The 26,125-nt window shown below is 63.7% G+C and carries 27 protein-coding genes; 15 read left to right on the forward strand and 12 right to left on the reverse strand.

Annotated elements, in window-relative coordinates; genetic code table 11:
- Window positions 1-17: 17 nt before the first annotated feature.
- Entirely contained in the window at window positions 18-677 is a 660-nt protein-coding gene (locus tag ATO6_RS03645; protein WP_088622562.1) for a Tim44/TimA family putative adaptor protein, read from the reverse strand.
- Window positions 678-776: 99 nt separating this feature from the next.
- Between ATO6_RS03645 and ATO6_RS03650 the strand changes: the two genes are divergently transcribed.
- A complete protein-coding gene (locus ATO6_RS03650) occupies window positions 777-1,280 on the forward strand; it encodes an FxsA family protein (protein ID WP_088622563.1) in 504 nt (167 codons plus the stop codon).
- Window positions 1,281-1,355: 75 nt separating this feature from the next.
- Window positions 1,356-1,847 (forward strand): protein-export chaperone SecB, encoded by a 492-nt coding sequence (secB, locus tag ATO6_RS03655; protein ID WP_088622564.1) that lies wholly within the window; start codon window positions 1,356-1,358, stop codon window positions 1,845-1,847.
- Here the strand turns inward: secB and dnaQ are convergent.
- Genes dnaQ through ATO6_RS03675 form a run of 4 tightly spaced genes read right to left on the reverse strand, consistent with a single transcriptional unit; the run spans window position 1,838 to window position 4,551 of the window.
- Window positions 1,838-2,539 carry a DNA polymerase III subunit epsilon gene (dnaQ, locus tag ATO6_RS03660; RefSeq protein WP_088622565.1) on the reverse strand — a complete coding sequence of 234 codons (702 nt, stop codon included), beginning with the start codon at window positions 2,537-2,539 and terminating at the stop codon, window positions 1,838-1,840. The two genes, secB and dnaQ, sit on opposite strands and share 10 nt — an antisense overlap.
- On the reverse strand, window positions 2,532-3,125 hold the full coding sequence (gene coaE, locus ATO6_RS03665) for a dephospho-CoA kinase (protein WP_088622566.1): 594 nt from the start codon (window positions 3,123-3,125) through the stop codon (window positions 2,532-2,534). Before coaE ends, dnaQ begins: the two co-directional genes overlap by 8 nt.
- Window positions 3,122-3,955, reverse strand: coding sequence for a shikimate dehydrogenase (locus ATO6_RS03670; RefSeq protein WP_088622567.1), 834 nt, complete (start codon window positions 3,953-3,955; stop codon window positions 3,122-3,124). The genes coaE and ATO6_RS03670 overlap by 4 nt, the downstream gene beginning before the upstream one ends.
- The gene (locus tag ATO6_RS03675; protein ID WP_088622568.1) at window positions 3,952-4,551 is read right to left on the reverse strand and encodes a Maf family protein; all 600 of its coding nucleotides are present in this window, start codon (window positions 4,549-4,551) and stop codon (window positions 3,952-3,954) included. The genes ATO6_RS03670 and ATO6_RS03675 overlap by 4 nt, the downstream gene beginning before the upstream one ends.
- 416 nt (window positions 4,552-4,967) lie before the next feature.
- Between ATO6_RS03675 and ATO6_RS03680 the strand changes: the two genes are divergently transcribed.
- The 7 genes from ATO6_RS03680 to ATO6_RS03710 all read left to right on the forward strand — a co-directional run bounded on the left by ATO6_RS03680 (window position 4,968) and on the right by ATO6_RS03710 (window position 12,340).
- A complete protein-coding gene (locus ATO6_RS03680) occupies window positions 4,968-5,417 on the forward strand; it encodes a CopD family protein (RefSeq protein ID WP_088622569.1) in 450 nt (149 codons plus the stop codon).
- Between the two features lie 136 nt (window positions 5,418-5,553).
- Entirely contained in the window at window positions 5,554-6,825 is a 1,272-nt protein-coding gene (rho, locus tag ATO6_RS03685; RefSeq protein WP_088622570.1) for a transcription termination factor Rho, read from the forward strand.
- Window positions 6,826-6,856: 31 nt separating this feature from the next.
- The gene (gene mnmE, locus ATO6_RS03690) at window positions 6,857-8,137 is read left to right on the forward strand and encodes a tRNA uridine-5-carboxymethylaminomethyl(34) synthesis GTPase MnmE (protein WP_088622571.1); all 1,281 of its coding nucleotides are present in this window, start codon (window positions 6,857-6,859) and stop codon (window positions 8,135-8,137) included.
- An 11-nt stretch (window positions 8,138-8,148) separates the two neighbouring features.
- Window positions 8,149-10,014 carry a tRNA uridine-5-carboxymethylaminomethyl(34) synthesis enzyme MnmG gene (gene mnmG / locus ATO6_RS03695; RefSeq protein WP_088623393.1) on the forward strand — a complete coding sequence of 622 codons (1,866 nt, stop codon included), beginning with the start codon at window positions 8,149-8,151 and terminating at the stop codon, window positions 10,012-10,014.
- Window positions 10,011-10,622 (forward strand): 16S rRNA (guanine(527)-N(7))-methyltransferase RsmG, encoded by a 612-nt coding sequence (rsmG, locus tag ATO6_RS03700; protein ID WP_088622572.1) that lies wholly within the window; start codon window positions 10,011-10,013, stop codon window positions 10,620-10,622. The genes mnmG and rsmG overlap by 4 nt, the downstream gene beginning before the upstream one ends.
- Window positions 10,615-11,424 (forward strand): ParA family protein, encoded by an 810-nt coding sequence (locus ATO6_RS03705; protein WP_088622573.1) that lies wholly within the window; start codon window positions 10,615-10,617, stop codon window positions 11,422-11,424. The genes rsmG and ATO6_RS03705 overlap by 8 nt, the downstream gene beginning before the upstream one ends.
- Window positions 11,425-11,437: 13 nt before the next feature.
- The gene (locus ATO6_RS03710) at window positions 11,438-12,340 is read left to right on the forward strand and encodes a ParB/RepB/Spo0J family partition protein (protein ID WP_088622574.1); all 903 of its coding nucleotides are present in this window, start codon (window positions 11,438-11,440) and stop codon (window positions 12,338-12,340) included.
- Here ATO6_RS03710 and ATO6_RS03715 read toward each other — a convergent pair.
- The 4 genes from ATO6_RS03715 to rph are packed head-to-tail and all read right to left on the reverse strand — an operon-like array spanning window position 12,324 to window position 15,164.
- Window positions 12,324-12,683, reverse strand: a complete 360-nt coding sequence (locus ATO6_RS03715) for a YbaN family protein (RefSeq protein WP_088622575.1) — start codon at window positions 12,681-12,683, stop codon at window positions 12,324-12,326. The genes ATO6_RS03710 and ATO6_RS03715 overlap by 17 nt on opposite strands.
- Window position 12,684: 1 nt before the next feature.
- On the reverse strand, window positions 12,685-13,854 hold the full coding sequence (hemW, locus tag ATO6_RS03720) for a radical SAM family heme chaperone HemW (protein ID WP_254919061.1): 1,170 nt from the start codon (window positions 13,852-13,854) through the stop codon (window positions 12,685-12,687).
- Entirely contained in the window at window positions 13,847-14,455 is a 609-nt protein-coding gene (gene rdgB, locus ATO6_RS03725; protein ID WP_088622576.1) for an RdgB/HAM1 family non-canonical purine NTP pyrophosphatase, read from the reverse strand. The genes hemW and rdgB overlap by 8 nt, the downstream gene beginning before the upstream one ends.
- Window positions 14,448-15,164: a ribonuclease PH gene (gene rph / locus ATO6_RS03730; protein WP_088622577.1), complete on the reverse strand. Its 717-nt coding sequence runs from the start codon at window positions 15,162-15,164 to the stop codon at window positions 14,448-14,450. The genes rdgB and rph overlap by 8 nt, the downstream gene beginning before the upstream one ends.
- Before the next feature lie 123 nt (window positions 15,165-15,287).
- Here rph and hrcA point away from each other — a divergent pair, with 123 nt between their 5' ends.
- Both hrcA and ATO6_RS03740 read left to right on the forward strand, forming a co-directional pair.
- Window positions 15,288-16,352 carry a heat-inducible transcriptional repressor HrcA gene (gene hrcA, locus ATO6_RS03735; protein WP_088622578.1) on the forward strand — a complete coding sequence of 355 codons (1,065 nt, stop codon included), beginning with the start codon at window positions 15,288-15,290 and terminating at the stop codon, window positions 16,350-16,352.
- Between the two features lie 9 nt (window positions 16,353-16,361).
- Window positions 16,362-16,919, forward strand: coding sequence for a nucleotide exchange factor GrpE (locus tag ATO6_RS03740; RefSeq protein WP_088622579.1), 558 nt, complete (start codon window positions 16,362-16,364; stop codon window positions 16,917-16,919).
- Between the two features lie 81 nt (window positions 16,920-17,000).
- Here ATO6_RS03740 and mutS read toward each other — a convergent pair whose 3' ends face one another.
- Window positions 17,001-19,628, reverse strand: a complete 2,628-nt coding sequence (gene mutS, locus ATO6_RS03745; RefSeq protein WP_088623395.1) for a DNA mismatch repair protein MutS — start codon at window positions 19,626-19,628, stop codon at window positions 17,001-17,003.
- Window positions 19,629-19,788: 160 nt separating this feature from the next.
- Between mutS and ATO6_RS03750 the strand changes: the two genes are divergently transcribed.
- The 4 genes from ATO6_RS03750 to ATO6_RS03765 all read left to right on the forward strand — a co-directional run bounded on the left by ATO6_RS03750 (window position 19,789) and on the right by ATO6_RS03765 (window position 24,178).
- Window positions 19,789-22,050, forward strand: a complete 2,262-nt coding sequence (locus ATO6_RS03750) for an NADP-dependent malic enzyme (protein ID WP_088622580.1) — start codon at window positions 19,789-19,791, stop codon at window positions 22,048-22,050.
- A 1-nt stretch (window position 22,051) separates the two neighbouring features.
- Window positions 22,052-22,930 carry a ribokinase gene (locus tag ATO6_RS03755; protein ID WP_088622581.1) on the forward strand — a complete coding sequence of 293 codons (879 nt, stop codon included), beginning with the start codon at window positions 22,052-22,054 and terminating at the stop codon, window positions 22,928-22,930.
- Window positions 22,931-22,952: 22 nt separating this feature from the next.
- Window positions 22,953-23,669, forward strand: a complete 717-nt coding sequence (locus ATO6_RS03760; RefSeq protein ID WP_088622582.1) for a sulfotransferase family protein — start codon at window positions 22,953-22,955, stop codon at window positions 23,667-23,669.
- A 95-nt stretch (window positions 23,670-23,764) separates the two neighbouring features.
- Window positions 23,765-24,178 carry a hypothetical protein gene (locus ATO6_RS03765; protein ID WP_088622583.1) on the forward strand — a complete coding sequence of 138 codons (414 nt, stop codon included), beginning with the start codon at window positions 23,765-23,767 and terminating at the stop codon, window positions 24,176-24,178.
- 66 nt (window positions 24,179-24,244) lie between these two features.
- Here ATO6_RS03765 and ATO6_RS03770 read toward each other — a convergent pair whose 3' ends face one another.
- Together ATO6_RS03770 and ATO6_RS03775 are read right to left on the reverse strand one after the other, a co-directional pair.
- Window positions 24,245-24,766 carry a hypothetical protein gene (locus ATO6_RS03770; RefSeq protein ID WP_088622584.1) on the reverse strand — a complete coding sequence of 174 codons (522 nt, stop codon included), beginning with the start codon at window positions 24,764-24,766 and terminating at the stop codon, window positions 24,245-24,247.
- Window positions 24,767-24,883: 117 nt separating this feature from the next.
- On the reverse strand, window positions 24,884-26,107 hold the full coding sequence (locus ATO6_RS03775) for an argininosuccinate synthase (RefSeq protein ID WP_088622585.1): 1,224 nt from the start codon (window positions 26,105-26,107) through the stop codon (window positions 24,884-24,886).
- Window positions 26,108-26,125: the final 18 nt, after the last annotated feature.

Here is a 26,125-nt window from a genome sequence, read left to right on the forward strand (position 1 = left end):
CGCAAGCCAGCGCCCCGTCATTCGCCAGTGGCGACCAGTTGCCAGTTGGGATCGTCCGAACCCATCCGGCGCGCGAAGGTCCAGCTGTCACGCTGGGTCTTGATTTCACCCGGCTTGCCCTCGACCACCTCGCCGCTGCTGTCACGCACGACCGAGGTCAGCTGGCCGGTAAAGCGGACGGTCAGTTCCGCCTCGCCCGTGTCGGGATCGAAGTCGACTTCGTGCAGGGTCAGTTCGCGGACGCCGACGAACTCGGCCTCGATCTTCAGGCCCTGCGCCTCGCGGGCGGCGACAACCTCGGCAAAGCTGTCGTAGACGTCCGACGACAGGAACGGCTTGATCTCGGACAGATCGCCGCGTTCGAAGCTCATCAGGATCATCTCGTAGGCGCCGCGTGCACCGCCGAGGAACTCGGCCACGTTGAACGACGGCTCAACGCGCTTCATCGCCTCGAGTGCGCGGGCATTCGAGCTGCCCTCGGTGACGTGGTCGATGATGTCGCGGTCCGGGCCGCCCTCGATCACATCGAAGTTACGGGGGCGCGACGGCCCCTCGTCCTGACGGGGCACCGGGGTTTTCTCGAACCCCTCGCGGGTGCCCAGAACGCTGCGCAGGCGCAGGATCAGGAACACCGCGATACCGGCCAGAACAAGAAGCTGTAGAATGGGCGAGTTCATGCGGGTCCTCTGCGGCGGCATGGCAATATCGAAAGCTGCTACCTATGTAGGTGGTCGATAGGGGCGAGTCCACCGCACCGCCCTGCAAGGAGATGTGCCATGTGGCTGCTTTTGGCGTTTATAGCCGTTCCGATGATCGAAATCGCCCTGTTCATTCAGGTTGGCGGGGTGATCGGGCTGGGATGGACACTGGCGATCGTGCTGCTGACGGCCATTCTGGGCACCTGGCTGGTGCGCGCGCAGGGCTTTCAGGCGATCGAGCGTATCCGCCGGTCGATCAACGAGCTGAACGATCCGACCCAGCCGCTGGCCGAGGGGGCGATGATCCTGCTCGCCGGCGCGTTGCTGCTCACGCCGGGGTTCTTCACGGATGCCGTCGGGTTTTCGCTGCTGATGCCGCCGGTGCGGCATGTGGTCTTTGGCTGGCTGCGCCGCCGGATGAAGGGTTCCGCCTTCGTGATGCGGTCATCGACTTCGGCCAGCCGACCGGGATCGCCGCAGCAGGGCGGGCGCGTCGGACCGGACGTGGTGGATGCCGAGTTCACGGAGCTCGACCCGGACAAGCGCCCGACGCATCACCCGTCGCAATGGACCCGTCACTGACCCATTTGCATTGAGGCGCCGAAAACTTGCTGCTAGACAGCCGCGGCATTCCTAATCCGCTTTCGGAGAAAACTCATGACCGACACGCCCGCCGCACCGACGGAACAGCCGCAGCTGAAATTCTCTGTCCTGAACCAGTTCGTCCGGGACATGTCGTTCGAGAATATCGCCGCCCGCAAGCAGCAGAACGGCGAATACACGCCGGACGTTCAGGTGCAGGTCGGTCTGGACGCGAAAAAGCGCGACGCCGATAATATGTACGAGGTCGCGACCAAGCTGAACATCGTGTCCAAGATCAAGGACACGGACGATACGATTTTCGTGCTGGAAATCGACTATGTCGGCCTGTTCCGCATCGAAGGCGTGCCGAACGACCAGCTTCAGCCGTTCCTGCTGATCGAATGCCCGCGCCAGACCTTCCCGTTCCTGCGCCGGATCGTCAGCGACGTGACCCGCGACGGTGGCTTCCCGCCGCTGAACCTGGACAACATCGACTTCCTTCAGATCTTCCGCCAGGAGGTCGCCCGTCGTCAGGCAACGGCCCAGCCGAACGGCGCTCAGGCCTGACCGAACCGCGACCACAGGGCCTTGTCGCCCATTTTCGCGACAAATGCCTCATGTGCCTCCCGTTCCGCCCCGGTGATCCGGGGCGGTAATTTTTTGGGCCTCGGGGCAGGGCGCCAGTTCTGGTCCGCGTCGGTGCCACCGGTCGGACCGGCACCGGCACCCGACAGCGCAAAGTCCGGCTGACGGCCGCCGATCAGTTCCAGATAGACCTCGGCCAGGATTTCACTGTCGAGCAGCGCGCCGTGCAGGGTCCGGGCCGAGTTGTCGATCCCGAACCGGCGGCACAACGCGTCGAGCGAGGCGGGCGAGCCTGGAAACTTCTTGCGTGCGATGGCCAGCGTGTCGATGGCCTGATGGTCGGGCAGGCGGGGCAGGTTCAGCCAGCCCAGCTCGGCGTTCAGGAATTTCATGTCGAAGGTGGCGTTGTGGATCACCAGCTTTGCATCGCCGACAAATTCAAGGAACTCGCGGGCAATCTGCTTGAAGACCGGCTTGTCGCGCAGGAACTCTTCGGACAGGCCGTGGACCTCGAAGGCTTCCTGCGGCATGTCGCGCTGCGGGTTGATGTAGACGTGATAGGTGTTGCCGGTCGGGACGTGGTTCCACAGCTCGACCCCGCCGATTTCGACGATGCGATCGCCCTGTTCGGGCTCAAACCCCGTGGTTTCGGTGTCGAGGACGATCTCACGCATCGGCCAGCCCCTTTCTGATCCCGGCCACGATGGCCGCCACCTGGTCCCGCGCATTCTCCAGCGTATCCGTCTGGACGATGAAATCGGCGCGGGCGCGTTTTTCGGCATCCGGCATCTGCTTGGCCTTGATCGCCTCGAACTGCGCCTCGGTCATGGTTCCACGGGCGAGAACCCGTTCGCGCTGGATGTTTTCGGGCGCGGTGACGACGACCACGGCGTCGAAGGCATCGGCGTTGCGGCCTTCGAACAGCAGCGGGATGTCGAGGACGACGATGTCGCTGTCCACACCGGCGATGAAGGCCTGCCGATCGGCGCCGACCAGCGGATGCACGATCACCTCGATCCGGCGCAGCGCGGTCGGATCCTCGGCGATGATCCGTTTCAAAGCATCGCGCGACACGCCGCCATCGACGATCGCGTCGGGAAACGCTTCGGCCATCGGCGCGACCGCGGCACCGCCGGGTGCGTAGAGCCGGTGAACCGCGGCATCCGCGTCCCATACGGCGCAGCCCGCTTCGGCGAACATCTTTGCCGTCGTGCTCTTGCCCATGCCGATGGAGCCGGTGAGGCCGAGAAGATAGGTCATGGATACACTGCCCGTCTGAGATCCGCGTCCACCTGCGGCCGGATGCCGAACCAGCGCTCGAATGCGGGCACGGCCTGATGAAACAGCATGCCCAGACCGTCGACCGCCGTGCAACCCTTGCGCTCTGCCTCGGCCAGCAGGCCGGTCTTGAGCGGGGCATAGACGAGATCGGTCACGACCTGTCCCGCGTGCAGTCCATCCAACGGCACCCGCAACGGCGGCTTGCCCTCCATCCCGAGCGAGGTGGTGTTCACCACAAGCGCGGCCTCCTCGATCATGTCGCCGGCCTTGACCCATTCGACGACCTGAACCCGCTTGCCGAAATCCTGCGCCAGTTTCTCGGCCCGCAGCCGGGTGCGGTTGGCGATCCAGACCTCTGGCACGCCCTTGTCGATCAGCGCCGAAACCACCGCCCGCGCCGCGCCGCCCGCGCCAAGGATGGCCGCCGGGCCCGCTGCCGGGTTCCACCCCGGTGCGCCCTGATGCAGGTTCTCGATGAAACCATACCCATCTGTATTGTCGGCATGAATCTTGCCGTCACGACGGAAAATCAAGGTGTTGGCCGCCCCCATGAGGATCGCGCGGTCGGTCAGCAGGTCCGCGATCTTCATCACCGCTTCCTTGTGCGGGACGGTGATGTTGACCCCGACAAAGCCCATCCGGGGCAGGGTGCGCAGAACGGTTTCCAGATCGGCCGGGTCCACATCCATCGGAATGTAGTGCCCCCGGATGCCATGCCGGCGCAGCCAGTGGCCATGCAGGGCAGGGGATCGGGAATGGGCGATCGGATGGCCGATGACACCGGCGAGGGGGATTTTCAGTGCGCTCATCCGTCGATCAGACCCCGTGTGATCAGGTAATTGAGCAGCGGCAACAGCGGCATGCCCAGGATCGCAAAGTAATCGCCAGTGATCGCCGAGAACAAGCGGATCCCTTCGCCCTCGACATGATAGGCCCCGACCGCCCCCTGCACGGCGGGCCAGTTCCGGTCCAGGTAGCTGTCGATGTAACTGTCCGTGAGGGTGCGCATCTGCAGTTTCACTTCGGTGACATGACGCCAGACCGGCCTGCCGTCCTCGCAGATCACGGCGGCGGATAACAGCGAATGCCGCAGGCCGGACAGTTGCCGGAGCGTGTCGCGCGCGTCCTCTCGGGTTTCGGCCTTGGCGAACACGGTGCGGTCCAGGGCAAGGATCTGGTCCGACCCGATCACCAGGTCGCCGGGCTGGCGCTGGCTGACCCGGAGCGCCTTCATCTCGGCCAGCGCATCGGACATGTCGCGGGGCGAAACTTCCTCGACCGCGAGCGAGGCGCGGAGGGCTTCTTCGTCGACGCGGGGCGTGATCGCCGTGAACGGAACCCCGGCGTTCCGCAGCATCCCGGCGCGGGTGGCGGAACCGGAGGCAAGGACGATCCCCTGTGCCATGTTGATAAGTCCTGAATAGAATATGTAGGGCCGTGTGCGTGGTTCTGGCAAAAGGCCCGCGGCGATGCAAGGCGGGGGACAACCCGGCCCTTATGCACCGTCGTCCCGGTTTCATCCATGGGTGGAAAAGGATAACCGCGTCATCCACAGTTCAGCGATCACTCACTGAGTCCCCCGAAGTTTCATCCACCGGCGCCATGGGGGGAATACGCCTGATAATTATTTGAAATTTATAGGTTATCTGAGTTTGCCCAAATGTTGCCACAATTCGTCAACAGGGTTGTCAACATCTGCGCGGGGCTGTGGCCCATTCCTGTGTAACCATTTGATCCACAGGATCCGGCCCCCCCTACATCATCATCTATATCTTTTTCTTTTCTTTTATTATGAGAAGCGCGAAGCCGAAGGACCCGCCCATGACCGACATTCTTGCCAGCCTGTATCCATGGACCAAGGCGCTTCATATCGTGTCGGTCGTGGCATGGATGGCGGGCATCTTTTACCTGCCCCGTCTGTTTGTCTATCATGCAGAGAAGATCACCGCGGGGACGGAGACCGATGCGCTGTTCCAGGAGATGGAGCGCAAGCTGCTGCGGCTGATCATGAACCCCTCGATGATTGCGACATGGGTCTTCGGCCTGATGCTGATGTTCACGCCCGGGATCGTGGACTGGGGCATGGTCTGGCCCTGGACCAAGGCGGCGGGCGTTGTGGCGATGACGTGGTTTCATCACTGGCTGGGGCTGCGGCGCAAGGATTTCGCGGCGGGGCGGAACAGCCTGCCGGGACGGCGCTACCGGATGATGAACGAATTGCCGACGCTGCTGTTGGTGCTGATCGTCTTCTCGGTGGTGTTGAAATTCTAGGCCGCGATTGACTCGGGCCGGGGCGGATCCTATATGCGGCCTCAACCCGCCCGTCCGGGCGCGGACTCAGCCCAATACGACTGACATTGCTAGGCAGAACGACCGTCACTTCGGTGACGCGATCCGGGATATTTCCATGACAACCGAACGACTGAACCTGTCCGACCTCAAGGCGAAGAGCCCCAAGGACCTGCTGTCCATGGCCGAGGAGCTGGAGATCGAGAACGCCTCGACCATGCGCAAGGGCGAGATGATGTTCCAGATCCTCCGCGAGATGGCGGACGAGGGCTGGGAGATCGGCGGCGACGGTGTTCTGGAAGTGCTGCAGGACGGGTTCGGGTTCCTGCGCTCGGTCGAGGCGAACTATCTGCCGGGTCCGGATGACATCTATGTTTCGCCCGACATGATCCGCCAGTATTCGCTGCGGACCGGGGACACCATCGAGGGGCTGATGAAGGCGCCCGAGGAGAACGAGCGGTATTTCGCGCTGACGACGGTGAGCTCGATCAATTTCGAGGACCCGGAGCGGGCGCGGCACAAGGTGTCGTTCGACAACCTGACGCCTCTCTATCCCGACGAGCGGCTGAAGATGGAGATCGAGGATCCGACGATCAAGGACCGCTCGGCCCGGATCATCGACCTGGTGGCGCCGATCGGGAAGGGGCAGCGGTCGCTGATCGTGGCGCCGCCGCGGACCGGCAAGACGGTGCTGTTGCAGAACATCGCGCATTCGATCGAGACCAATCATCCGGAGTGCTACCTGATCGTCCTGTTGATCGACGAACGTCCCGAAGAGGTGACGGACATGCAGCGGTCGGTGAAGGGCGAGGTGATCTCGTCGACGTTCGACGAACCGGCGACACGGCACGTTGCAGTTTCGGAAATGGTGATCGAAAAAGCCAAGCGGCTGGTTGAACATAAACGAGATGTTGTGATCCTGCTCGACTCGATCACCAGACTTGGTAGGGCGTTCAACACCGTCGTGCCGTCCTCTGGTAAGGTCCTGACCGGTGGTGTGGATGCGAATGCGCTGCAGCGGCCCAAGCGTTTCTTTGGTGCGGCGCGGAACATCGAAGAGGGCGGGTCGCTGACGATCATCGCGACGGCGCTGATCGACACCGGCTCGCGAATGGACGAAGTGATCTTCGAAGAGTTCAAGGGCACCGGCAACTCCGAGATCGTTCTGGACCGGAAGGTTGCGGACAAGCGCGTGTTCCCGGCGATGGACATCCTCAAGTCGGGGACGCGGAAAGAAGACCTGCTGGTCGAGAAGGTCGACCTGCAGAAGACCTTTGTCCTGCGGCGCATCCTGAACCCGATGGGCACGACCGATGCGATCGAGTTCCTGATCTCGAAGCTGAAGCAGACCAAGACAAATTCCGAGTTCTTCGATTCCATGAACACCTGAGGGCGCTTGCCCCGGAAAATCGGAGCGTGGGATGGACACGATCTTTGCCCTTGCCTCGGCGGCGGGAGCTGCTGGCGTCGCCGTGATCCGGATTTCGGGACCGGCAGCATTCTCGGCGGCCGAGCTGTTGGCTGGCGATCTGCCCGAGATGCGTCGGGCTGGCGTGCGTCTCCTGCGGGATCGCGATGGCGGGATGCTGGACGAGGGGATCGTGCTGCGGTTTCCGGCCGGGGCGAGTTTCACCGGTGAGGATATCGTCGAGTTCCAGGTTCACGGCAGCGTTGCGGTTGTGTCCGCCGTCCTGAGTGAGCTTTCCGACATTCCCGGTTTACGTACTGCGGAAGCTGGGGAATTCACCCGCCGCGCGTTGGAGAACGGGCGGCTTGACCTGGCCCAGGTAGAAGGGCTTGCCGATCTGATAGATGCCGAAACCGAGGCGCAGCGGCGTCAGGCCGTTCGGGTGTTGTCTGGTCATCTTGGGGATCGGGCGGAAGGTTGGCGGGTCAGGCTGATCCGCGCCGCCGCGCTGATCGAAGCGACGATCGATTTCGCTGACGAGGATGTGCCGGAAGATGTCTTTCCGGAGGTCGGTTCACTTCTTGATGAAGTTCGGGCTGAACTTGCACAGGAAATGGCAGGGGTCGGAGCGGCGGAGCGTGTTCGTACCGGTTTCGAGGTTGCGATTCTCGGGGCGCCGAATGTTGGCAAGTCGACGTTGCTGAACGCTTTGGCGGGTCGGGACGCGGCGATCACATCGGATGTCGCTGGGACAACGCGTGATGTCATCGAGGTCCGGATGGACCTTGGCGGTTTGCCGGTGACTGTGCTGGATACGGCCGGATTGCGGGAAACTGAGGACAAGGTCGAAGGTATCGGCATCGCTCGGGCTCGTGATCGGGCGGCATCGGCGGACCTGCGCGTTGTTCTTTCCGAGAACGGTGAGGTTCCGGACGGTGTCGTTCTGCTTGAGGGCGATATCGTGGTGGCCAGCAAAGTGGACCTTAACGGTGGGGCTGGCGTGTCCGGTCTGACCGGTGAGGGCGTGTCGGAGCTGGTTGAGCGGGTCCGGAGCGAGCTGGCTCGGCGGACTGCAGCGATCGGAACTGCCACGCGAGAACGCCATCGACAAGCCATGGCGCGCGCAACGACGCATCTTGAGGCCGCTGCCGGGCTTATGGGTGTTGATCATGCAAGTGATCTGCTGGCCGAAGAGGTTCGGGCGGCTGTTCGTGCGCTCGATTCTCTGGTAGGTCGTGTGGATGTCGAGATGTTGCTCGACGAAATATTCAGTTCCTTCTGTATCGGAAAGTAGGAGTGTTTCACGTGGAACATTCTTTTGACATAATCGTCATAGGCGGGGGCCATGCAGGCAGCGAGGCTGCTCACGCATCGGCCCGCCTTGGCGCACGCACGGCTTTGATCACGCTGAAGCGGGATGGCATCGGAGTCATGTCCTGCAATCCGGCTATTGGCGGTTTGGGAAAGGGACACCTCGTTCGCGAGATCGACGCAATGGACGGCGTCATGGGTCGCGTTGCGGATATGGCTGGTATCCAGTTCCGTTTGCTGAATCGCCGCAAGGGGCCGGCAGTCCAGGGCCCCAGGGCACAAGCGGATCGCAAGATCTATCGCGAGGCGATGCTGGCGGAGATGGAAAAGGCGCCTAACCTCACGATTGTCGAGGGGGAGGTCGTCGATCTCGTCATGGAGAAAAACCGGGTGGCAGGCGTTGTCCTGCTGGACGGTAGTATTTTGCATTCCCGTGCGGTGGTGCTGACCACCGGAACCTTCCTGCGCGGAGTGATTCATATCGGTGATGTGTCCCGCCCGGGCGGCCGAATGGGAGACAAGCCCTCGGTCAAACTGGCAGAACGGATCGACGCGTTTGGTTTGCCATTGGGGCGGCTCAAGACCGGTACCCCGCCACGGCTGGACGGGCGAACCATTGATTGGGATATCCTGGAAACTCAACCCGGTGACGATGAGCCCGTGATGTTCTCGTTCCTGAACAGCACACCCGTGGCGCGTCAGGTGAATTGCGGGATCACGCATACGAACGAACGAACCCACGATATTATTCGTCGGAACCTTGATCGGTCGGCGATGTACGGCGGGCACATCTCTGGCGTCGGGCCCCGCTACTGCCCGTCGATCGAAGACAAGGTTGTTCGATTTGCAGAAAAGACGGGGCACCAGGTCTTTCTGGAGCCGGAAGGTCTGAACGACGATACCGTGTATCCCAACGGAATTTCCACCTCGCTGCCGGAGGATGTGCAGGAGGCCTATGTTCATTCGATCCGTGGTCTGGAAGAAGCGAGAATACTGCAGCCGGGCTATGCCATTGAATACGATTACGTTGATCCGCGCGCGCTCGACCTGCGGCTGGCTGTGAAGTCCGTGCCCGGCTTATATCTGGCGGGGCAGATCAATGGCACCACTGGATATGAAGAGGCCGCGGCACAGGGGTTGGTTGCCGGCCTGAATGCGGCCGCAGAAAGCCTGAATCTTCCGCGGGTCGAGTTCAGCCGTTCGGACTCCTACATCGGCGTCATGATCGACGATCTTACGACGCGCGGTGTTACCGAACCTTATCGCATGTTTACGTCACGGGCCGAGTTCCGGTTGTCTCTGCGTGCCGACAATGCGGATCAGCGCTTGACGGAACGAGGGATTGCGATCGGATGTGTCGGAGACGTGCGTGCCAGGAAGTTCGCTGACAAAATGGATGCCTTGGCGTCCGGTCGCGGGATGCTTGAGGATGGGACTTTCACACCTTCTGACCTGGGGCGGGCCGGCCTGTCACTCGGTCAGGATGGCACGCGGCGCACGTTGTACCAGGTTCTCGCATTTCCCGATGTAGAACTTGGTGATCTCGTTCCGTTGAATGAATCGCTGAGGGATCTGCCATCGCACATCGGGCGTCAGCTCAAGATCGATGCGACCTACGCCAATTATATCGCCCGTCAAACGCGAGATGTTGAGGCGCTGAAGCGGGACGAAGCGCTGATCCTCGGTTCCGATGTTGATTATATGGCGATCGACGGCTTGTCCAACGAACTGAAGCTGAAGCTCACGCAAGTCCGGCCCGAAAATATCGGACAGGCGGCACGTATCGACGGAATGACTCCGGCGGCGTTGACGTTGTTGTTGGCCCGTCTGCGTCGAACGCAGCGAGATCTTTCAGCATGAATGATCAAGTGGGGTTCGTGGGCGATGTTTCACGTGAAACAATCGAACGCCTGAAAATCTACGCGGAGCTGCTCCAGAAGTGGAATCCGAAGATCAACATGGTGGCTCCGGCCACGCTCCCGGACCTCTGGACGCGTCATATTGCGGATTCCCAACAGATCTCTTTCATACAACCCCTGAATGGCCAATGGCTGGACCTCGGGAGCGGCGGTGGATTCCCCGGCATCGTTCTAGCCATTCTTGGTGCAGAGGATGCTGATTTTCATATGACGCTGATGGAATCCGATCAGCGCAAGTGCTCCTTCCTGGCGACCGTTCTTCGCGAGACCGGCGTATCGGCAAAGGTGGTTGACGCTCGGATAGAAGTTGCGCCGCCCGCTGGGGTGGATGTCCTGACGGCGCGGGCATTGGCACCGCTCGTCAAGCTGCTGGAATACGCGGAGCGGCACCTGAAACCGGATGGCACGGCACTTTTCCCAAAGGGGGAGAGCTGGAAAACGGAAATCGCCAAGGCCGAAGAACATTGGCGCTTTGACTGGGTGGCAACGCCGAGTACTACAAACAAGGGATCAGTAGTCCTGAAAGTGGGAGCCCGCCACCGTGTCTGACGTATTCCGAGCCCGCCAGCCCAAGATCATGGCGATTGCCAACCAGAAGGGCGGCGTCGGCAAGACCACGACCACCATCAACCTCGCCGCGGCCCTGGCCGAGGTTGGAAGCCGCGTGCTGATCGTGGACCTTGATCCCCAGGGGAATGCGTCAACCGGATTGGGGGTCGAGTCGGACGAACGCACCTATACGACGTACGATCTCCTGCTCGGAGATATCGCCCTGACCGAGATCATTCTGACCACGGATATCGAAAATCTCCACATCATCCCGGCGACAGTGGACCTCAGCTCTGCCGACCTCGAATTGATGTCGAATGAAAAACGCAGCTTCCTCCTGCATGACGCCTTGCGCCAGCCCGCCATCGAGCCGTTGGCCTACGACTTCATCCTGATCGACTGCCCGCCCTCGCTGAACCTGCTCACTGTCAATGCGATGGTGGCGTCCGATTCCGTCCTGGTTCCCCTGCAGAGCGAGTTCTTCGCCCTCGAAGGTCTGTCGCAACTTATCCTGACCATCCGCGAGGTTCGCCAGTCGGCCAACCCCGCGCTGCAGGTCGAAGGCGTGGTTCTGACGATGTATGATCGGCGCAACAACCTGTCCCAACAGGTCGAAGCGGACGCCCGAGACAATCTGGGTGCTATGGTGTTCAACACGGTGATCCCGCGCAATGTCCGTGTGAGCGAGGCGCCGTCGCATGCCATGCCGGTGTTGAATTACGATACAGCATCCAAGGGCGCGGAAGCGTACCGCAGCCTTGCACTGGAAATCCTGCAACGCCAGGCCGGCGCAGCAGCCTGAAGGGAGAGAGCAGATGAATGACACAACAAAACGCCGGGGTCTGGGCCGCGGATTGTCTGCGCTCATGGCCGATGTCAGCCAGGACAGCACGACCGGCCAGCCCGAAGCGCCGCGCCGGGCGGACCTTTTCGTGCCAATTGAACAGATCGCTCCGAACCCGGATCAGCCGCGCCGGACGTTCAGCGAGGATGCGTTGAACGAACTGTCCTCGTCGGTCCGTGAAAAGGGGATCATTCAGCCCCTCATAGTCCGGGAAAAAGAGAACGGAGCGGCCCGGTACGAAATCGTCGCGGGTGAGCGGCGGTGGCGCGCGGCGCAGCGGGCCCAACTGCACGAGGTCCCCGTGATCGTTCGCGCTTTCGATGATACCGAAGTGCTCGAAGTTGCGATCATCGAGAATATCCAACGCGCCGATCTGAACCCGATCGAAGAGGCGGCAGGGTATCGTCAACTGATGGACCGGTTCGGTCATACGCAAGAGAAATTGGCCGAGGCCCTCGGGAAAAGCAGAAGCCATATCGCGAACCTGTTGCGCCTTCTGCATCTGCCTGATCAGGTCCAGTCCATGCTTCGCGACGGCCAATTGTCGATGGGTCACGCAAGGGCTCTGATCACGGCGTCTGATCCGGTCGCGCTCGCCCGCCAAGTTGTCGATCGGGGGCTTTCGGTGCGCGAAGCTGAAAAGCTGGCCAAGCCCGCTGAAACGGGAGCGGCTCAGCCTCGCAGTTCCAAGCCACGCGCTGGCGCCGAGAAAGACGCGGACACCCGCGCGCTCGAGGCGGATCTGAGTGCGGCGATCGGTATGCAAGTCAGCATCGACCACAAGCCTGGGACCGAGGCGGGATCGCTGACGGTCAGCTACGAGAACTTTGATGGTCTCGACGCGCTCTGCCGTCTGCTCAACGCGGGCCGTTAGGGCGCGTCCAGATAAATGTAAGAACCAGGCCAAGTGTCACGGCCTGAATGGCCAGAACATGGGCCGGAACCTGCATCACGACAGACAGCAAGAATACGGCACCAATGGAAAGCGTCGCAAGACGCTTTCCTCTGCGCGAAATGGCACCATATCTACGCCAATCCTCAATAGGACCACCAAATCTTGGGTGTTCAACCAACCAAGAGTGGAGTCGGTCACTTGATCGCGCAAAACAGAATGCAGCAAGCAGCAGGAACGGCACGGTAGGAAGCAGGGGCAAAACAATCCCGACCAGTCCGAACAACAACGCCAGCCCGCCAAGAACCCCCCAGACCACGCGCATTCTATGCTCCGGCCAGATCGCGTATGATGGCGTTCAGAACCAGCCGACCCTGCGCCGTCGCCATGAGCCGACCGTTCTGCTGCACAATCATCCCAAGAGCTTCGAGAGCGGCAATTCTCTCGGCATCCAGCGGCACGCCAGTGATCCCGGCATATCTGGCGAGCTCGATCCCCTCGGACAGACGCAGTCCCATGATCAGGAACTCCTCGCCCGCCTCTTCCGCAGTCAGCACCTCAACCTGATCCGGCACACCGCCCGAGGCGACGCGTTCCAGCCAGAGGCCTGGCGCACGGACGGCCTCCGTGGCATGGCGGCGTCCCGACAGAGTCACTCGTCCATGCGCGCCGGGCCCGATCCCAAGATAATCTCCATAGCGCCAGTAGATCCGGTTGTGGATCGACTCGGCGCCGGGTCGGGCCAGATTCGACACTTCGTAGGCTGAAAACCCGTGCGACGCGGCCATCTCCTGGGTCAGTTCATACATATCCGCGGCGCGATCTTCATCAGGCAGCCCCTTCAGGCCGCCGCGCCTGAACCGGTCCGCGAACGCGGTCCCGTCCTCAACCGTAAGCTGATAGAGCGATATGTGATCCACGGCGAGCCCAAGCGCCCGGTCCAGCTCCGCGCGCCATTCGTCCAGCCCCTGATCCTGCCTCGCATAGATCAGGTCGAAACTGACGCGCCCGAAAACTTCCCGCGCAACGGAAAACGCCGCCAGCGCCTCGTCCACCGTGTGGATACGGCCCAGCCGTAACAGGTCGCGGTCGTTCAAAGCCTGTACGCCCATCGACAGCCGATTGACGCCTGCGTCGGCATAGCTGCGGAACCGATCCGCATCGGAAGAGCCCGGATTGGCTTCCATCGTGATTTCGACGTCGTTTGCCATGGGCCAGTGGGACCGGATGCGGGACAGTATGGCATCCACCATCTCGCCGGGCATCAACGACGGCGTTCCGCCCCCGATAAAGATGCTATTCACCACTCGTCCCGGCACCAGCGCCGCGTGACGGTCGATCTCGCTCAGATAGGACTGTGTCCAGCGCCCGGTGTCGATCCGGGCGGCGACGTGGCTATTGAAGTCGCAATAGGGGCATTTGGCCTGACAGAACGGCCAGTGAAGATAGATGCCGAACCCGCCGGCGCGCCAGTCCTCTGTCAGCGGGTCAGGCAAAACAACCCTTCACCAGCTTGTCGAAGGCGACGGCGCGGTGCGACATCCCGTGCTTTCTGGCCGGGTCCATCTCGCCGAATGTTTCGGTTTCGCCGTCCGGCACAAAGACCGGATCGAACCCGAACCCCTGCGTGCCCCGCATCGGCCAAACGATACGGCCATGAACCAGCCCAGCGAAAATCTCGTCATGTCCGTCGGGCCAAGCCAGGCAAAGCGTGCAGTTGAACTGCGCCTGACGCGGCTCCGGCACCGACTTCGCCTCCAGCAGGGACCAGACCTTTTCCATCGCCATCGGAAAATCGCGTCCGTTCGGCGTTTCCGCCCAGTCCGCCGTGTAGACGCCGGGCGCGCCGTCGAGCGCATCGACCGACAGCCCGCTGTCGTCGGACAGGGCAGGCAGACCCGTGGCCTTCGCTGCGAAATGCGCCTTGATCCGGGCATTGCCGGCAAAATTATCCTCGGTCTCGGCCGGTTCCTCCAGCCCGTGATCGGCGGCAGAACTGACCGTCACCCCGTACGGCGCCAGCAGGGCCGCGATCTCGCGCAGCTTGCCCGCGTTGTGGGTGGCGATGACCAGCCTGTCGCCGTCGAACTTACGCACCGACCGCCGCCTTCTGCGCCGCGACCAGTTCGTCGACGCCTTTCTGTGCGAGGTCCAGCAGTTCCGTCATCTGCCCACGCGAGAACGTCGCGCCCTCGGCGGACATCTGCACTTCGATCAGCTGGCCAGCGCCGGTCATGATGAAGTTCCCGTCGACACCGGCTTCGCTGTCCTCGGGATAGTCGAGGTCCAACACCGGCTGACCGGCATAGATGCCACACGACACGGCGGCCACCGGGTCGATCAGTGGATCGGACACGACCAGCCCGGTCTTCATCAGCTTGTTCACTGCAAGTTTCAGCGCGACCCAGCCCCCGGTGATCGAGGCGCAGCGCGTTCCGCCGTCCGCCTGGATGACGTCGCAGTCCACGGTGATCTGCCGCTCGCCAAGCGCGACCCGGTCCACCCCGGCGCGCAGGCTGCGCCCGATCAGGCGCTGGATCTCGACCGTGCGGCCCTGCTGTTTGCCCGCAGCGGATTCGCGCCGCATCCGGCTGGTGGTCGACCGCGGCAGCATTCCGTATTCCGCCGTCACCCAGCCCAGTCCCGAGCCCTTGATGAACGGCGGCACCCGGTCCTCGATCGTCGCGGTGCACAGCACATGGGTATCGCCCACGCGGATCATGCAGGACCCCTCGGCATGCTTGGTCACGCCGGTTTCGATCGAAACCTTGCGCATTTCGCTCAATTCTCGTCCTGACGGTCGCATCGGGGCTCCTCCTGTTTGCGGTCGGCATGACACTCCCGTGTGTCGATGGCAAGCATGATTGATTTTTCCGTTTCGGCTTCTTTAATGGACCGCCAAGGCGTGGCATCGTCGTGGATGACAGGCATGACAGAACAGATATCGATCCTCGATGAACTCAATGACCGCTCGCGCGAAGTGTTTCGCCGCGTGGTCGAAGGCTATCTGGACAACGGCGAACCGGTGGGGTCGCGGACGCTGACCCGCCTGATGAGCGAAAAGGTCAGCGCGGCGACCATCCGCAACGTGATGCAGGATCTCGAATTCCTCGGCCTGCTGGATTCGCCCCACGTCTCGGCCGGGCGCGTTCCGACGCAGCGCGGCCTGCGGATGTTCGTCGACGGCCTGCTCGAGGTCCGTGACCTGGAAAACAACGACCGCGCGATGATCGACGCGACCGTCGGTGACAACGGTGCCGACGTGGCGACCATGCTGGACCGGATCGGATCGGCCCTGTCCGGCGCGACCCGCGGCGCTTCGCTGGTGCTGGCGCCCAAGCGCGAGGCGCCGATCAAGCATATCGAATTCGTCGGTCTGGGCCATGACCGGGCCCTGGTGGTGCTGGTCTTTGCCGACGGCCATGTCGAGAACCGCATCTTTCATCCGCCCGCGGGCCAGACCCCCAGTTCCATGCGCGAGGCGGCGAACTTTCTGAACGCGCTGATCGAAGGCCGGACGCTGGGCGAACTGCGCGGCCTGATCGCGCGCGAGGTCTCGGTGCGGCGGCAGGAACTCGATCAGCTCGCGCGCGATCTCGTGGAAAGCGGCATCGCGGTGTGGGAGAACGAGGGCGAGCGGCACGAACGCCTGATCGTGCGCGGCCGGGCCAATCTGCTGGGCGGCGAGACCGCCGAAGAGGACCTCGACCGCATCCGCGAACTCTTCGACGATCTGGAGCGCAAGCGGGACATCGAGGACTTCCTGGAACTGGCCGAAGGCGGCGAAGGTGTCCGGATCTTCATCGGGTCAGAGAACAAACTTTTCTCACTTTCGGGTTCCTCTCTGGTGGTTTCTCCATATATGAACGCTGACCGGAAGATCATCGGTGCGGTCGGGGTCATCGGACCCACACGTCTGAACTACGGACGGATCGTGCCGATCGTGGATTATACAGCGCAACTGGTCGGCCGCGTGCTGTCCGACCGGGGCTAGAGGTGAAGAATGGCAGAGCCGAGAGAAGACGATTTCCTTGATGACGTGGAGGCCGCGGAATCCGAGGTCTATGCCGAGGAGATGGCCGAGCTGGATGACGAGGCGGTCGAGATCGACGCGCTGAGGGCCGAACGTGACGAACTGCGCGACCGTTTCATGCGGGCGCTTGCGGATGCCGAGAACGCGCGGAAGCGGGCCGACAAGGACCGGCGCGAGGCCGAGAACTATGGCGGGTCCAAGCTGTCGCGCGACATGCTGCCGGTGTTCGACAACATGAAACGCGCCGTCGAGGCCGCGCAGGGGCTGGGCGAGGAGAACGCCGCCCTGATCGAAGGCATCGAACTGACGATGCGCGAGCTGCTGAACGTGTTCCGCAAGCACGGGATCGAGCCGATCGCGCCGGAAATCGGCGACAAGTTCGATCCCAAAGTGCATCAGGCGATGTTCGAGGCACCGGTGCCGGGGACCAAGGCGGGCGAGATCATCCAGATCGCCGCCGAAGGGTTCATGCTGCATGACCGGCTGCTGCGGCCGGCGCAGGTCGGGGTGTCTTCGTTCACCGGTTGATCTGGCGGAAGGTTCGGGACCGGGGGCCAGCCCCCGGAGCCCCCGGAGTTTAAGGGCCAGATGAAGATAGAGGCGTTCCGCTCAGGTGCGGGACGCTTCTTTCAGTTTGTAGAGGATGTCGAGAGCCTCGCGCGGCGAGAGGTCGTCCGGGTTCGTGCCGTCCAGCAGGTCGGCGACCTGCCGGTATTGCGCGGGGATCGGGTCGGCCTTCTTCTCCGCGCGCGGTGGCGGTGCGGCGGCGAAGAGGGGGAGGTCGTCGATCAGCGTGGCGGTTTTGCCGCCCTCGCGATCGCCCTTTTCCAGCATGTCGAGGATCGCGCGGGCGCGGGTGACGACCGCGTGGGGCAGACCGGCGAGGCGGGCGACTTGCACGCCGTAGCTGCGGTCGGCGGCACCGCGCTTCACCTCGTGCATGAAGATGACGTCGCCGTCGTGTTCGCGGACCGTGACCGTGGCGTTGTCGACGCCGGTCAGCTTGCCGGCGAGGGTGGTCATTTCGTGATAGTGCGTCGCGAAGAGGGCGCGGCAGCCGTTGACCTCGTGCAGGTGTTCGAGCGTCGCCCATGCGATGGAGAGGCCGTCGTAGGTCGCTGTTCCACGGCCGATCTCGTCGAGGATCACCAGCGCCTGCGCATCCGCCTGGTTCAGGATCGCGGCGGTTTCGACCATTTCAACCATGAAGGTCGACCGGCCACGGGCGAGGTCGTCGGACGCGCCGACGCGGGAAAAAAGCTGGCTGACCACGCCGATCTCGGCTGCGGTGGCGGGGACATGGCTGCCCATCTGGGCGAGCAGGACGATCAGCGCGTTCTGGCGGAGGAAAGTCGATTTACCGGCCATGTTGGGGCCGGTCAGCAGCCAGATGCGCGCCGGATCGTCGGACAGGTCGCAGCCGTTGGCAATGAAGGGCGCGCCCTGTTTCGACAACGCGGCCTCGACCACCGGATGACGCCCGCCTTCGATCCTGAGCGCGCGGTCGCGGGTGATGCGGGGGCGGGTCCAGTTCTCGGCCCGCGACAGGTCGGCGAGGGCGGTGGCCAGATCGAACTCCGACAGGGCACGGGCGGTGGCGGCGATATGCGCTGCGGCATCCAGAATGGCGGCTTTCAGTCTGTCATAGAGCCGCTTTTCGATCTCCAATGCCTCGCCTGCCGCGTTGTGGATGCGGGTTTCGATCTCGCTCAGCTCGGGCGTGGTGAAGCGGAGCTGGTTCGCGGTCGTCTGGCGGTGGCGGAAGGTGTCCGAGAGCGGTTCGGACAGCATCTTGTCGGCATGGGTCGCCGTGACCTCGATGAAGTAACCGAGGACGTTGTTGTGCTTGATCTTGATCGAGGAGATGCCGGTCTGTTCGGCGTATTGCCCCTGCATTTTGGCGATGATCCCGCGCCCTTCGTCCCGCAGTTCGCGCGCGGCGTCGAGGTCCGCGTCATATCCCGGCGCGATGAAGCCGCCGTCGCGGACCATCAGCGGGGGTTCGGCGATCAGCGCGGCGTCGAGCAGGTCGAGCAGATCGTTATGGCCCGACAGATCGGCGACGGCCGCACGCAGGAGGTCGGGCAGCTCGGCGCCCGCTGTCATCTCGCGCAGCGTTTCGGCCTGCGTCAGGCCGTTGCGGATGGCGGCGAGGTCGCGGGGGCCGCCGCGGTCGAGTGACAGGCGTGACAGCGCGCGGTCGAGGTCGGGGACCTTGCGCAGCGCATCGCGCAGGTCCGCAGACAGGCGCGACTGGTCCAGCGCGAAATCGACGGCGGCGAGGCGACCGTCAATCACGTCCACCACGCGGGAGGGCGAGGACAGGCGGCGTTCCAGCAGACGCGCGCCGCCGGGGGTGACGGTGCGGTCGATGGTGGCCAGCAGCGACCCGGCGCGGCCGCCGGACAGGGCATGCGTCAGTTCCAGGTTGCGGCGCGTGGCGGCGTCGATCTGCATCACGCGTTCCTCGGCCTCGCGGACCGGGGGGCGGAGCAGGGGGAGTTTGCCGCGCTGCGTGATCTCGAGGTAGTCGACGATCGCGCCCATGGCCGCGAGTTCCGGGCGCGAGAAGTTGCCGAAAGCGTCGAGCGTGGAGACGTCGAACAGGCCCAGCAGGCGCTTTTCACCGTTCGTGCTGTCGAAGCTGGCGCGGGACAGGGGCGTCAGCGCGGGGCCGATATCAGACACTGTTTCAGCGAAATCGCGCTCGATCGCCTCGGACATCAGCACTTCGGACGGGGCCAGCCGCGCCAGTTCCGGTCCCAGACGCACCGCAGGCAGGGGCATCACGTGGAACGCGCCGGTCGAGATGTCGACCCATGCCAGCGCACCTTCGTCCCGGACCAGCGCATAGGCGCAGAGGAAGTTGTGACGGCGGGCGTCGAGCAGCGAGTCCTCGGTCAGCGTGCCGGGCGTCACCAGCCGGACGACATCGCGCATGACCACGGATTTCGACCCGCGCTTCTTCGCCTCTTCCGGGCTTTCCATCTGTTCGCCGACGGCGACGCGGAAGCCCTTGCGGATGAGGGTCAGCAGGTAATTCTCGGCCGCATGCACGGGGACGCCGCACATGGGGATGTCCTCGCCCAGGTGCTTGCCGCGCTTGGTCAGGGCGATATCCAGCGCCTCGGACGCGGCGACCGCGTCGTCAAAGAACATCTCGTAGAAATCGCCCATCCGGTAGAACAGCAGCGCGTCGGGATACTGCGCCTTGATCTCCAGATATTGCGCCATCATCGGCGTGACGGCTGTCGTCTGCTCGTTCACCGGTCCCATCCCTGCTTTGGTGGCGATTCTAATGGCCGCGACACTATGGTTAAAGGCGAAAGCGCGTTTTGGTTGAGACGCGCGCAAGGCCCGTGTAAGAGGCCCAAGCCTTTAAGGGAGGACATGGGGCATGACTCGCACCCGCAGCCGGATCACGCCGGAAGAAGCGCTGCAATTCCATCTGGAGCCGACGCCCGGCAAGCTGGAGATCGCGGCGACCGTGCCGATGACGACGCAGCGGGATCTGAGCCTCGCCTACAGCCCCGGCGTGGCCGTGCCCTGCGAGGCGATCCACCAGCACCCCGAGACGGCGTATGACTATACGACCAAGGGTAACCTCGTCGCGGTCATTTCCAACGGGACGGCGGTTCTGGGCCTCGGCAACCTCGGCGCGCTGGCGTCCAAGCCGGTGATGGAGGGCAAGGCGGTGCTGTTCAAGCGGTTCGCCGACGTGAACTCCATCGACATCGAGCTGGACACCGAGGACGTGGAGCGTTTCATCGACGCGGTGAAGCTGATGGAGCCGACCTTCGGCGGCATCAACCTCGAGGACATCAAGGCGCCCGAGTGCTTCATCATTGAGCAGCGGCTCAAGGAAGAGATGGAGATCCCGGTCTTCCACGACGACCAGCACGGCACGGCTGTGATCTGTGCGGCGGGGCTGATCAACGCGCTGCATCTGAACGGCAAGGACATCGCCGACTGCAAGATCGTGCTGAACGGGGCCGGTGCGGCGGGGATCGCCTGTATCGAGCTGTTGAAGCGGATGGGGGCGAAGCACGAGAACTGCATCGTCTGCGATACCAAGGGCGTCATCTACCAGGGCCGCACCGACGGGATGAACCAGTGGAAGTCGGCGCATGCGGTCAAGACCGACCTGCGGACACTGGAACAGGCGATGGTGGATGCCGACGTGTTCCTCGGCGTGTCGGTCAAGGGTGCGGTGACGGCCAAGATGGTCGAGAGCATGGGGCCGGACCCGGTGATCTTTGCCATGGCGAACCCTGATCCGGAGATCACGCCGGAAGAGGCGCATGAGATCCGCGAGGATGCGATCGTCGCGACGGGGCGGTCCGACTATCCGAACCAGGTGAACAACGTCCTCGGCTTTCCCTACCTGTTCCGCGGCGCGCTCGACATCCATGCCCGCGCGATCAACGACGAGATGAAGATCGCCTGTGCCGAGGCCCTGGCGGCGCTGGCGCGCGAGGATGTGCCGGACGAGGTGGCGATCGCTTATGGCAAGACGCTGACCTTCGGGCGCGACTACATCATCCCGACGCCGTTCGACCCCCGGCTGATCCACCGCATTCCGCCCGCCGTTGCGCGGGCCGGCATGGACACCGGCGCGGCGCGGCGGCCGATCATCGACATGGACGCCTACGAGCTGAGCCTGAAGTCGCGGATGGACCCGACCGCGAGCATCCTGCGCGGGATCGCCGCACGGGCCCGGCGGGCGCAGGCGCGGATGATCTTTGCCGAGGGCGACGATCCGCGTGTGTTGCGCGCCGCCGTCACCTATCAGCGCAACGGCTACGGCGAGGCGATCGTCGTGGGCCGCGAGGCCGATGTGAAGGCCAAGCTGGAAGCGGCGGGCATGGGCGATGCGGTCGGCGAGCTGACCGTGACCAACGCGGCGATCACCAAGCATCTGGATACCTACAAGGACTTCCTCTACCGCCGCCTGCAGCGGAAAGGGTATGACCAGATCGACATCCACCGTCTGGCCGCGCGCGACCGGCACGTGTTCAGCGCGCTGCTGCTGGCGCACGGGGTCGGCGACGGGCTGGTCACGGGCGCGACGCGCAAGTCGGCCCATGTGCTGGAGCTGATCAACCACGTCTTCGACGCCAACACCCAGACGGGCGCGGCGGGGGTGACGGCGCTGCTTCACAAGGGGCGGATCGTGCTGATCGCGGACACGCTGGTGCACGAATGGCCGGACGAGAACGACCTGGCGAATATCGCGGAACGCGCCGCCTCGGTCGCACGGGATCTGGGGTTGGAGCCGCGCGTCGCCTTCGTCAGCTTCTCGACCTTCGGCTATCCGGTATCGGAACGGGCGGAAAAGATGCACATCGCGCCCCGCGTGCTGGAAAAGCGCGGCGTGGATTTCGAGTTCGAAGGCGAGATGACCGTCGACGTGGCCCTGAACATGGACGCGGCGCGGCATTTCCCGTTCTCGCGTTTGACGGGCCCGGCCAACATCCTCGTTGTTCCGGCGCGGCATTCGGCCAGTATCAGCGTCAAGCTGATGCAGGAAATGGCGGGCGCGACGGTGATCGGGCCGATCCTGTCGGGCATCGACACGCCGATCCAGATCTGTTCCACGGGCAGCACCGTCAACGACATCATGAACATGGCGCTGCTCGCGGCGTGCAAGGTGGGCTGACGTGACGGTCTGGTGCCTCGGGTCGGTCAATGCCGACAGCTTCTACCGGGTGCCGCATCTGCCGGAGCCGGGCGAGACGCTGGCGGCTACCAGCTTTGACCGGGGACTGGGCGGCAAGGGCGCGAACATGGCCGTCGCCATCGCACGGGCCGGATCGCGGGTCGAACTGATCGGCGCGGTCGGGCTGGATGGCGGATGGATGCGCGACCGGCTGAAGGGCTACGGCGTCTCGGTCGGGCATATTGTCGATGTGGCCGAACCGTCGGGGCACGCGATCATCGCGGTCGATCCGGCGGGCGAGAACCAGATTCTGATCTTTGCGGGCGCCAACCGTGTGCTGCGCGGGGCCGAGGTGCGCCGCGCCCTGACCCGCCGCGCGGCGGGCGATATGTTCCTGTGCCAGAACGAGACCAACCAGCAGGTCGAGGCCGCCACCTTTGCCCGGTCGCTGGGGATGCGGGTGGTCTATGCCGCCGCCCCGTTCGATGCGGATGCCGTGCAGGCGATGCTGCCGGTGACGGACATGCTGATCCTGAACGCGGTCGAGGCCGCCCAGCTGGAAGAGGCGACGGGCCTGTCCACCGATGAGCTTCCGGTCACGGACGTCGTCGTCACGCTCGGCGCCGAGGGCGTGGTCTGGATCGACCGAGAGGCCGAACAGGTGGCCAAGTTCGACGCCTTCCCGGTCGAGGCGGTCGACACGACAGGGGCCGGGGACACCTTTACCGGCTTCCTGCTCGCGGGACTGGATCAGGGGATGCACATGGTGGATGCCGTCGACCTTGCCATCCGTGCCGCCGCGCTCAAGGTCACGCGGCAGGGCACCGCCGATGCCATCCCCGCGCGGCGCGAGGTCGAGGCGTTCGGCACGGACTCCTGATGACGAACCGGAAGGATCGGTCATGAAAATCGCCTGCTGGTCCGGCCCGCGCAACCTGTCGACGGCGATGATGTACGCCTTTGGCAATCGCCCGGACTTCGCGGCGGTGGATGAACCGTTTTACGCCGCCTACCTTGCCCGGACGGGCAAGGATCATCCGATGCGGGCGGAGATCCTCACCTCGCAACCGCAGGATCCGGAGGCGGTGATCGCGGCGCTCGAGGGGCCGGTGCCCGATGGCCGGAGGCATGTCTGGCACAAGCACATGACCCAGCACATGCTGCCGGGGATCCGCCGTGACTGGATCGGCGGCATGACCAACGTCTTCCTGATCCGCCACCCGGCCCGTGTCGTCGCCAGCTTCTCGGCCAAGTGGGACGGCGTGACGCTGGAGGATATCGGTTTTCTGCAGCAGGCGGCGCTGTTCGACATGGTGTCGGGGCAGGGCGATACCGTCGTGCTGGATGCCGACGACATCCGCCGCGATCCCGAGGGGATGCTGCGCGGGCTCTGCGATGCGATCGGCCTGGACTGGAATCCGGCCGTGCTGCGCTGGCCCGCGGGTCCGCGCGCCTTTGACGGGGTCTGGGCACCGCACTGGTACGATGCCGTGCACCGGTCCACCGGGTTTGCACCGCCGGACGGTCCCTTGCCGCAACTTGGCGAATCGGCGGCGGAAATGGTCCAGGCCGCGATGGAAAGTTACGACCGGCTGCACCGGGAGCGCCTGTCGGTCTGACGTTTTCGTGTTCGCGTGAAACTGTATCGCGATCCTCTCCGTAGATGAAGCACACGCCGGGATTATCCGGCCTGAGTTCAACAGGGAGACACCTTATGAAAAAGCTTATGATGACCGCCGCCTTCGCCATGACTGCCAGCATGGCCTTTGCCGCAAGCCACAGCATGGCGCCGATGGTCGAGGCCGCCGACCAGGACGTGTCCAACGGCGTCGTCAGCGCGACCAAAGTCATGGCCGGCGAAAACGGCTGGCTGGTCGTGCACCGCACGGATTCCGAAATGAAGCCGGGCCCGGTCGTCGGCTACGCACCGCTGCGGATGGGCGAGAACATGGACGTCGCCGCGATCCTGCAGGAAGAGGTCGCGTCGGGCGACATGCTGATGCTGATGGTGCACTCCGAAGCGGGCGGCACGCAGACCGGCGTGTTCGAATACACGCTGGGCGCAACCGAGGATGGCCCGATCAAGCCGGACGGGAACCTCGTGATGACGACGATCACCGCACAGTAATCCGCGGTTGAACTTTTCGGGCCGGAACAGTCTCTGTTCCGGCCCTTTTTCATGCTTTGTGGTTTGCTACCGCGCGTAGATCGCGGTGTCGAAACCGGCAGTGATCTGCATGCAGTCGGTCGGGTCCGGCGCCTCGTAGAGCTTGGGCACGAGGCAGAGTGTCGCCTCGACCGTGCCGGTGGCGTGACCGGGCGAAGCCGAGATGTCGAGACTGTCGAAAGTGATCTTCGGCGCTTCGGGCATCTGGTCCGTCGTGTAGAACGGCTTGCTCATCCCTTGCGGCAGATACAGCACCTCGACCGACATCGGGGATTTTGCCGCGTCGATTTCGCCGATCCAGTCGATGCTGATCGACAGGACATCGGTGGACGTGAAGCGCGGCGCTGGATGCGCCTGGATGCTGAGCGAGGACAGCCGACTGGTGTTGTTGTAGGTGGCCGTGGCAGCGGTATCCTCACCGTGCTTGACGGAAATGGTGTGATAGGTCCGCGCCTCGCCGTCGAAGGTCGCGTCGACCGTGCCGATGCCGTCGGCGCGTATCAGGGTGGGGGTCAGGATCAGGGCGGCGGTGCAAATGACTTTGAACATCGTGTCCTCCTCGGGAAAGGGGACAGTGTCGGCCGCAGTTGCCTTTGGGTCAACGCCATGGACACGGAAAAGGGCGCGCCGCTCGTGCCGCGCGCCCTTTCCTGAAATCCGGTCCGCTCAGCCCAGGCGACGCTTGCGCGAGGCCAGCAGCTTCAGCCGCAGCGCGTTGAGCTGGATGAAGCCCTGCGCGTCCTTCTGGTCGTAGGCGCCCGCGTCCTCTTCGAAGGTCACATGCGCTTCGGAATAGAGCGAGGCGTCAGACCAGCGGGCGACGGTGCGGGCGGCGCCCTTGTACAGCATCAGGCGAACGGTGCCCGACACGTATTCCTGGCTCTTGTCGATCAGCGCCTGCAGCATCTCGCGCTCCGGGCTGAACCAGAAGCCGTTGTAGATCAGTTCCGCGTAGCGCGGCATGATCGAGTCCTTCAGGTGCCCCGCGCCGGGGTCGAGCGTGATCTGTTCGATCCCGCGATGCGCCTCGAGCAGGATGGTGCCGCCGGGGGTTTCGTAGATCCCGCGCGACTTCATCCCGACGAACCGGTTCTCGACAAAGTCGAGACGGCCGATCCCGTGGGTCTTGCCGTAGGCGTTCAGCTTGGTGAGGATCGTCGCCGGGCTCATCGCCTCGCCGTTGATCGCGACCGCGTCGCCCTTTTCGAAGGTGATCTCGATGTATTCCGGCTGGTCCGGCGCGCCGACCGGATCGTCGGTGCGCTGGTAGACATAGTCCGGGGCCATTTCGGCGGGATCTTCCAGAACCTTGCCCTCGGACGAGGTGTGCAGCAGGTTCGCGTCGACCGAGAACGGCGCCTCGCCGCGCTTGTCCTTGGCGATAGGGATCTGGTTCTTCTCGGCGAACTCGATGAGTTTCGTGCGCGAGGTCAGGTCCCACAGACGCCAGGGCGCGATCACCTTGATGTCGGGGTTCAGCGCGTAGGCGCTCAGTTCGAAGCGGACTTGGTCGTTGCCCTTGCCGGTCGCGCCGTGCGCCACGGCATCGGCCCCGGTTTCGGCGGCGATTTCCACCAGCCGCTTGGAGATCAGCGGGCGGGCGATCGAGGTGCCGAGCAGGTAGAGACCTTCGTAGGTGGCGTTGGCGCGGAACATCGGGAAGACGAAGTCGCGGACGAATTCCTCGCGCACGTCCTCGATATAGATGTTCGCCGGGTTGATGCCCAGCAGTTCGGCCTTCTGTCGCGCCGGCTCAAGCTCTTCACCCTGGCCGAGGTCGGCAGTGAAGGTCACGACCTCGCACTGGTACTGAACCTGCAGCCATTTCAGGATGATCGAGGTGTCGAGACCGCCGGAATAGGCAAGTACGACTTTCTTGGGCGCGGACATGGGCAGCTCCTGACTTGA

It is taken from the genome of Oceanicola sp. 22II-s10i, assembly GCF_002210105.1.
GTDB lineage: Bacteria > Pseudomonadota > Alphaproteobacteria > Rhodobacterales > Rhodobacteraceae > Pseudooceanicola.

Coding starts and splice junctions, on each gene's coding strand:
- mutS (WP_088623395.1), bottom strand. CDS start 19,628: ATGATGGCGCAATATCTGGAGATCAAGGCGCAGTATCCCGACGCGCTG.
- rph (WP_088622577.1), bottom strand. CDS start 15,164: ATGCGACCGTCAGGACGAGAATTGAGCGAAATGCGCAAGGTTTCGATC.
- ATO6_RS03680 (WP_088622569.1), top strand. CDS start 4,968: ATGACCGACATTCTTGCCAGCCTGTATCCATGGACCAAGGCGCTTCAT.
- dnaQ (WP_088622565.1), bottom strand. CDS start 2,539: ATGCGTGAGATCGTCCTCGACACCGAAACCACGGGGTTTGAGCCCGAA.
- rsmG (WP_088622572.1), top strand. CDS start 10,011: ATGAATGATCAAGTGGGGTTCGTGGGCGATGTTTCACGTGAAACAATC.
- ATO6_RS03740 (WP_088622579.1), top strand. CDS start 16,362: ATGGCAGAGCCGAGAGAAGACGATTTCCTTGATGACGTGGAGGCCGCG.
- ATO6_RS03650 (WP_088622563.1), top strand. CDS start 777: ATGTGGCTGCTTTTGGCGTTTATAGCCGTTCCGATGATCGAAATCGCC.
- ATO6_RS03765 (WP_088622583.1), top strand. CDS start 23,765: ATGAAAAAGCTTATGATGACCGCCGCCTTCGCCATGACTGCCAGCATG.
- ATO6_RS03715 (WP_088622575.1), bottom strand. CDS start 12,683: ATGCGCGTGGTCTGGGGGGTTCTTGGCGGGCTGGCGTTGTTGTTCGGA.
- ATO6_RS03775 (WP_088622585.1), bottom strand. CDS start 26,107: ATGTCCGCGCCCAAGAAAGTCGTACTTGCCTATTCCGGCGGTCTCGAC.
- ATO6_RS03710 (WP_088622574.1), top strand. CDS start 11,438: ATGAATGACACAACAAAACGCCGGGGTCTGGGCCGCGGATTGTCTGCG.
- mnmE (WP_088622571.1), top strand. CDS start 6,857: ATGGACACGATCTTTGCCCTTGCCTCGGCGGCGGGAGCTGCTGGCGTC.
- ATO6_RS03670 (WP_088622567.1), bottom strand. CDS start 3,955: ATGAGCGCACTGAAAATCCCCCTCGCCGGTGTCATCGGCCATCCGATC.
- ATO6_RS03645 (WP_088622562.1), bottom strand. CDS start 677: ATGAACTCGCCCATTCTACAGCTTCTTGTTCTGGCCGGTATCGCGGTG.
- coaE (WP_088622566.1), bottom strand. CDS start 3,125: ATGACCTATCTTCTCGGCCTCACCGGCTCCATCGGCATGGGCAAGAGC.
- ATO6_RS03770 (WP_088622584.1), bottom strand. CDS start 24,766: ATGTTCAAAGTCATTTGCACCGCCGCCCTGATCCTGACCCCCACCCTG.
- ATO6_RS03675 (WP_088622568.1), bottom strand. CDS start 4,551: ATGGCACAGGGGATCGTCCTTGCCTCCGGTTCCGCCACCCGCGCCGGG.
- ATO6_RS03760 (WP_088622582.1), top strand. CDS start 22,953: ATGAAAATCGCCTGCTGGTCCGGCCCGCGCAACCTGTCGACGGCGATG.
- secB (WP_088622564.1), top strand. CDS start 1,356: ATGACCGACACGCCCGCCGCACCGACGGAACAGCCGCAGCTGAAATTC.
- hrcA (WP_088622578.1), top strand. CDS start 15,288: ATGACAGAACAGATATCGATCCTCGATGAACTCAATGACCGCTCGCGC.
- rho (WP_088622570.1), top strand. CDS start 5,554: ATGACAACCGAACGACTGAACCTGTCCGACCTCAAGGCGAAGAGCCCC.
- ATO6_RS03750 (WP_088622580.1), top strand. CDS start 19,789: ATGACTCGCACCCGCAGCCGGATCACGCCGGAAGAAGCGCTGCAATTC.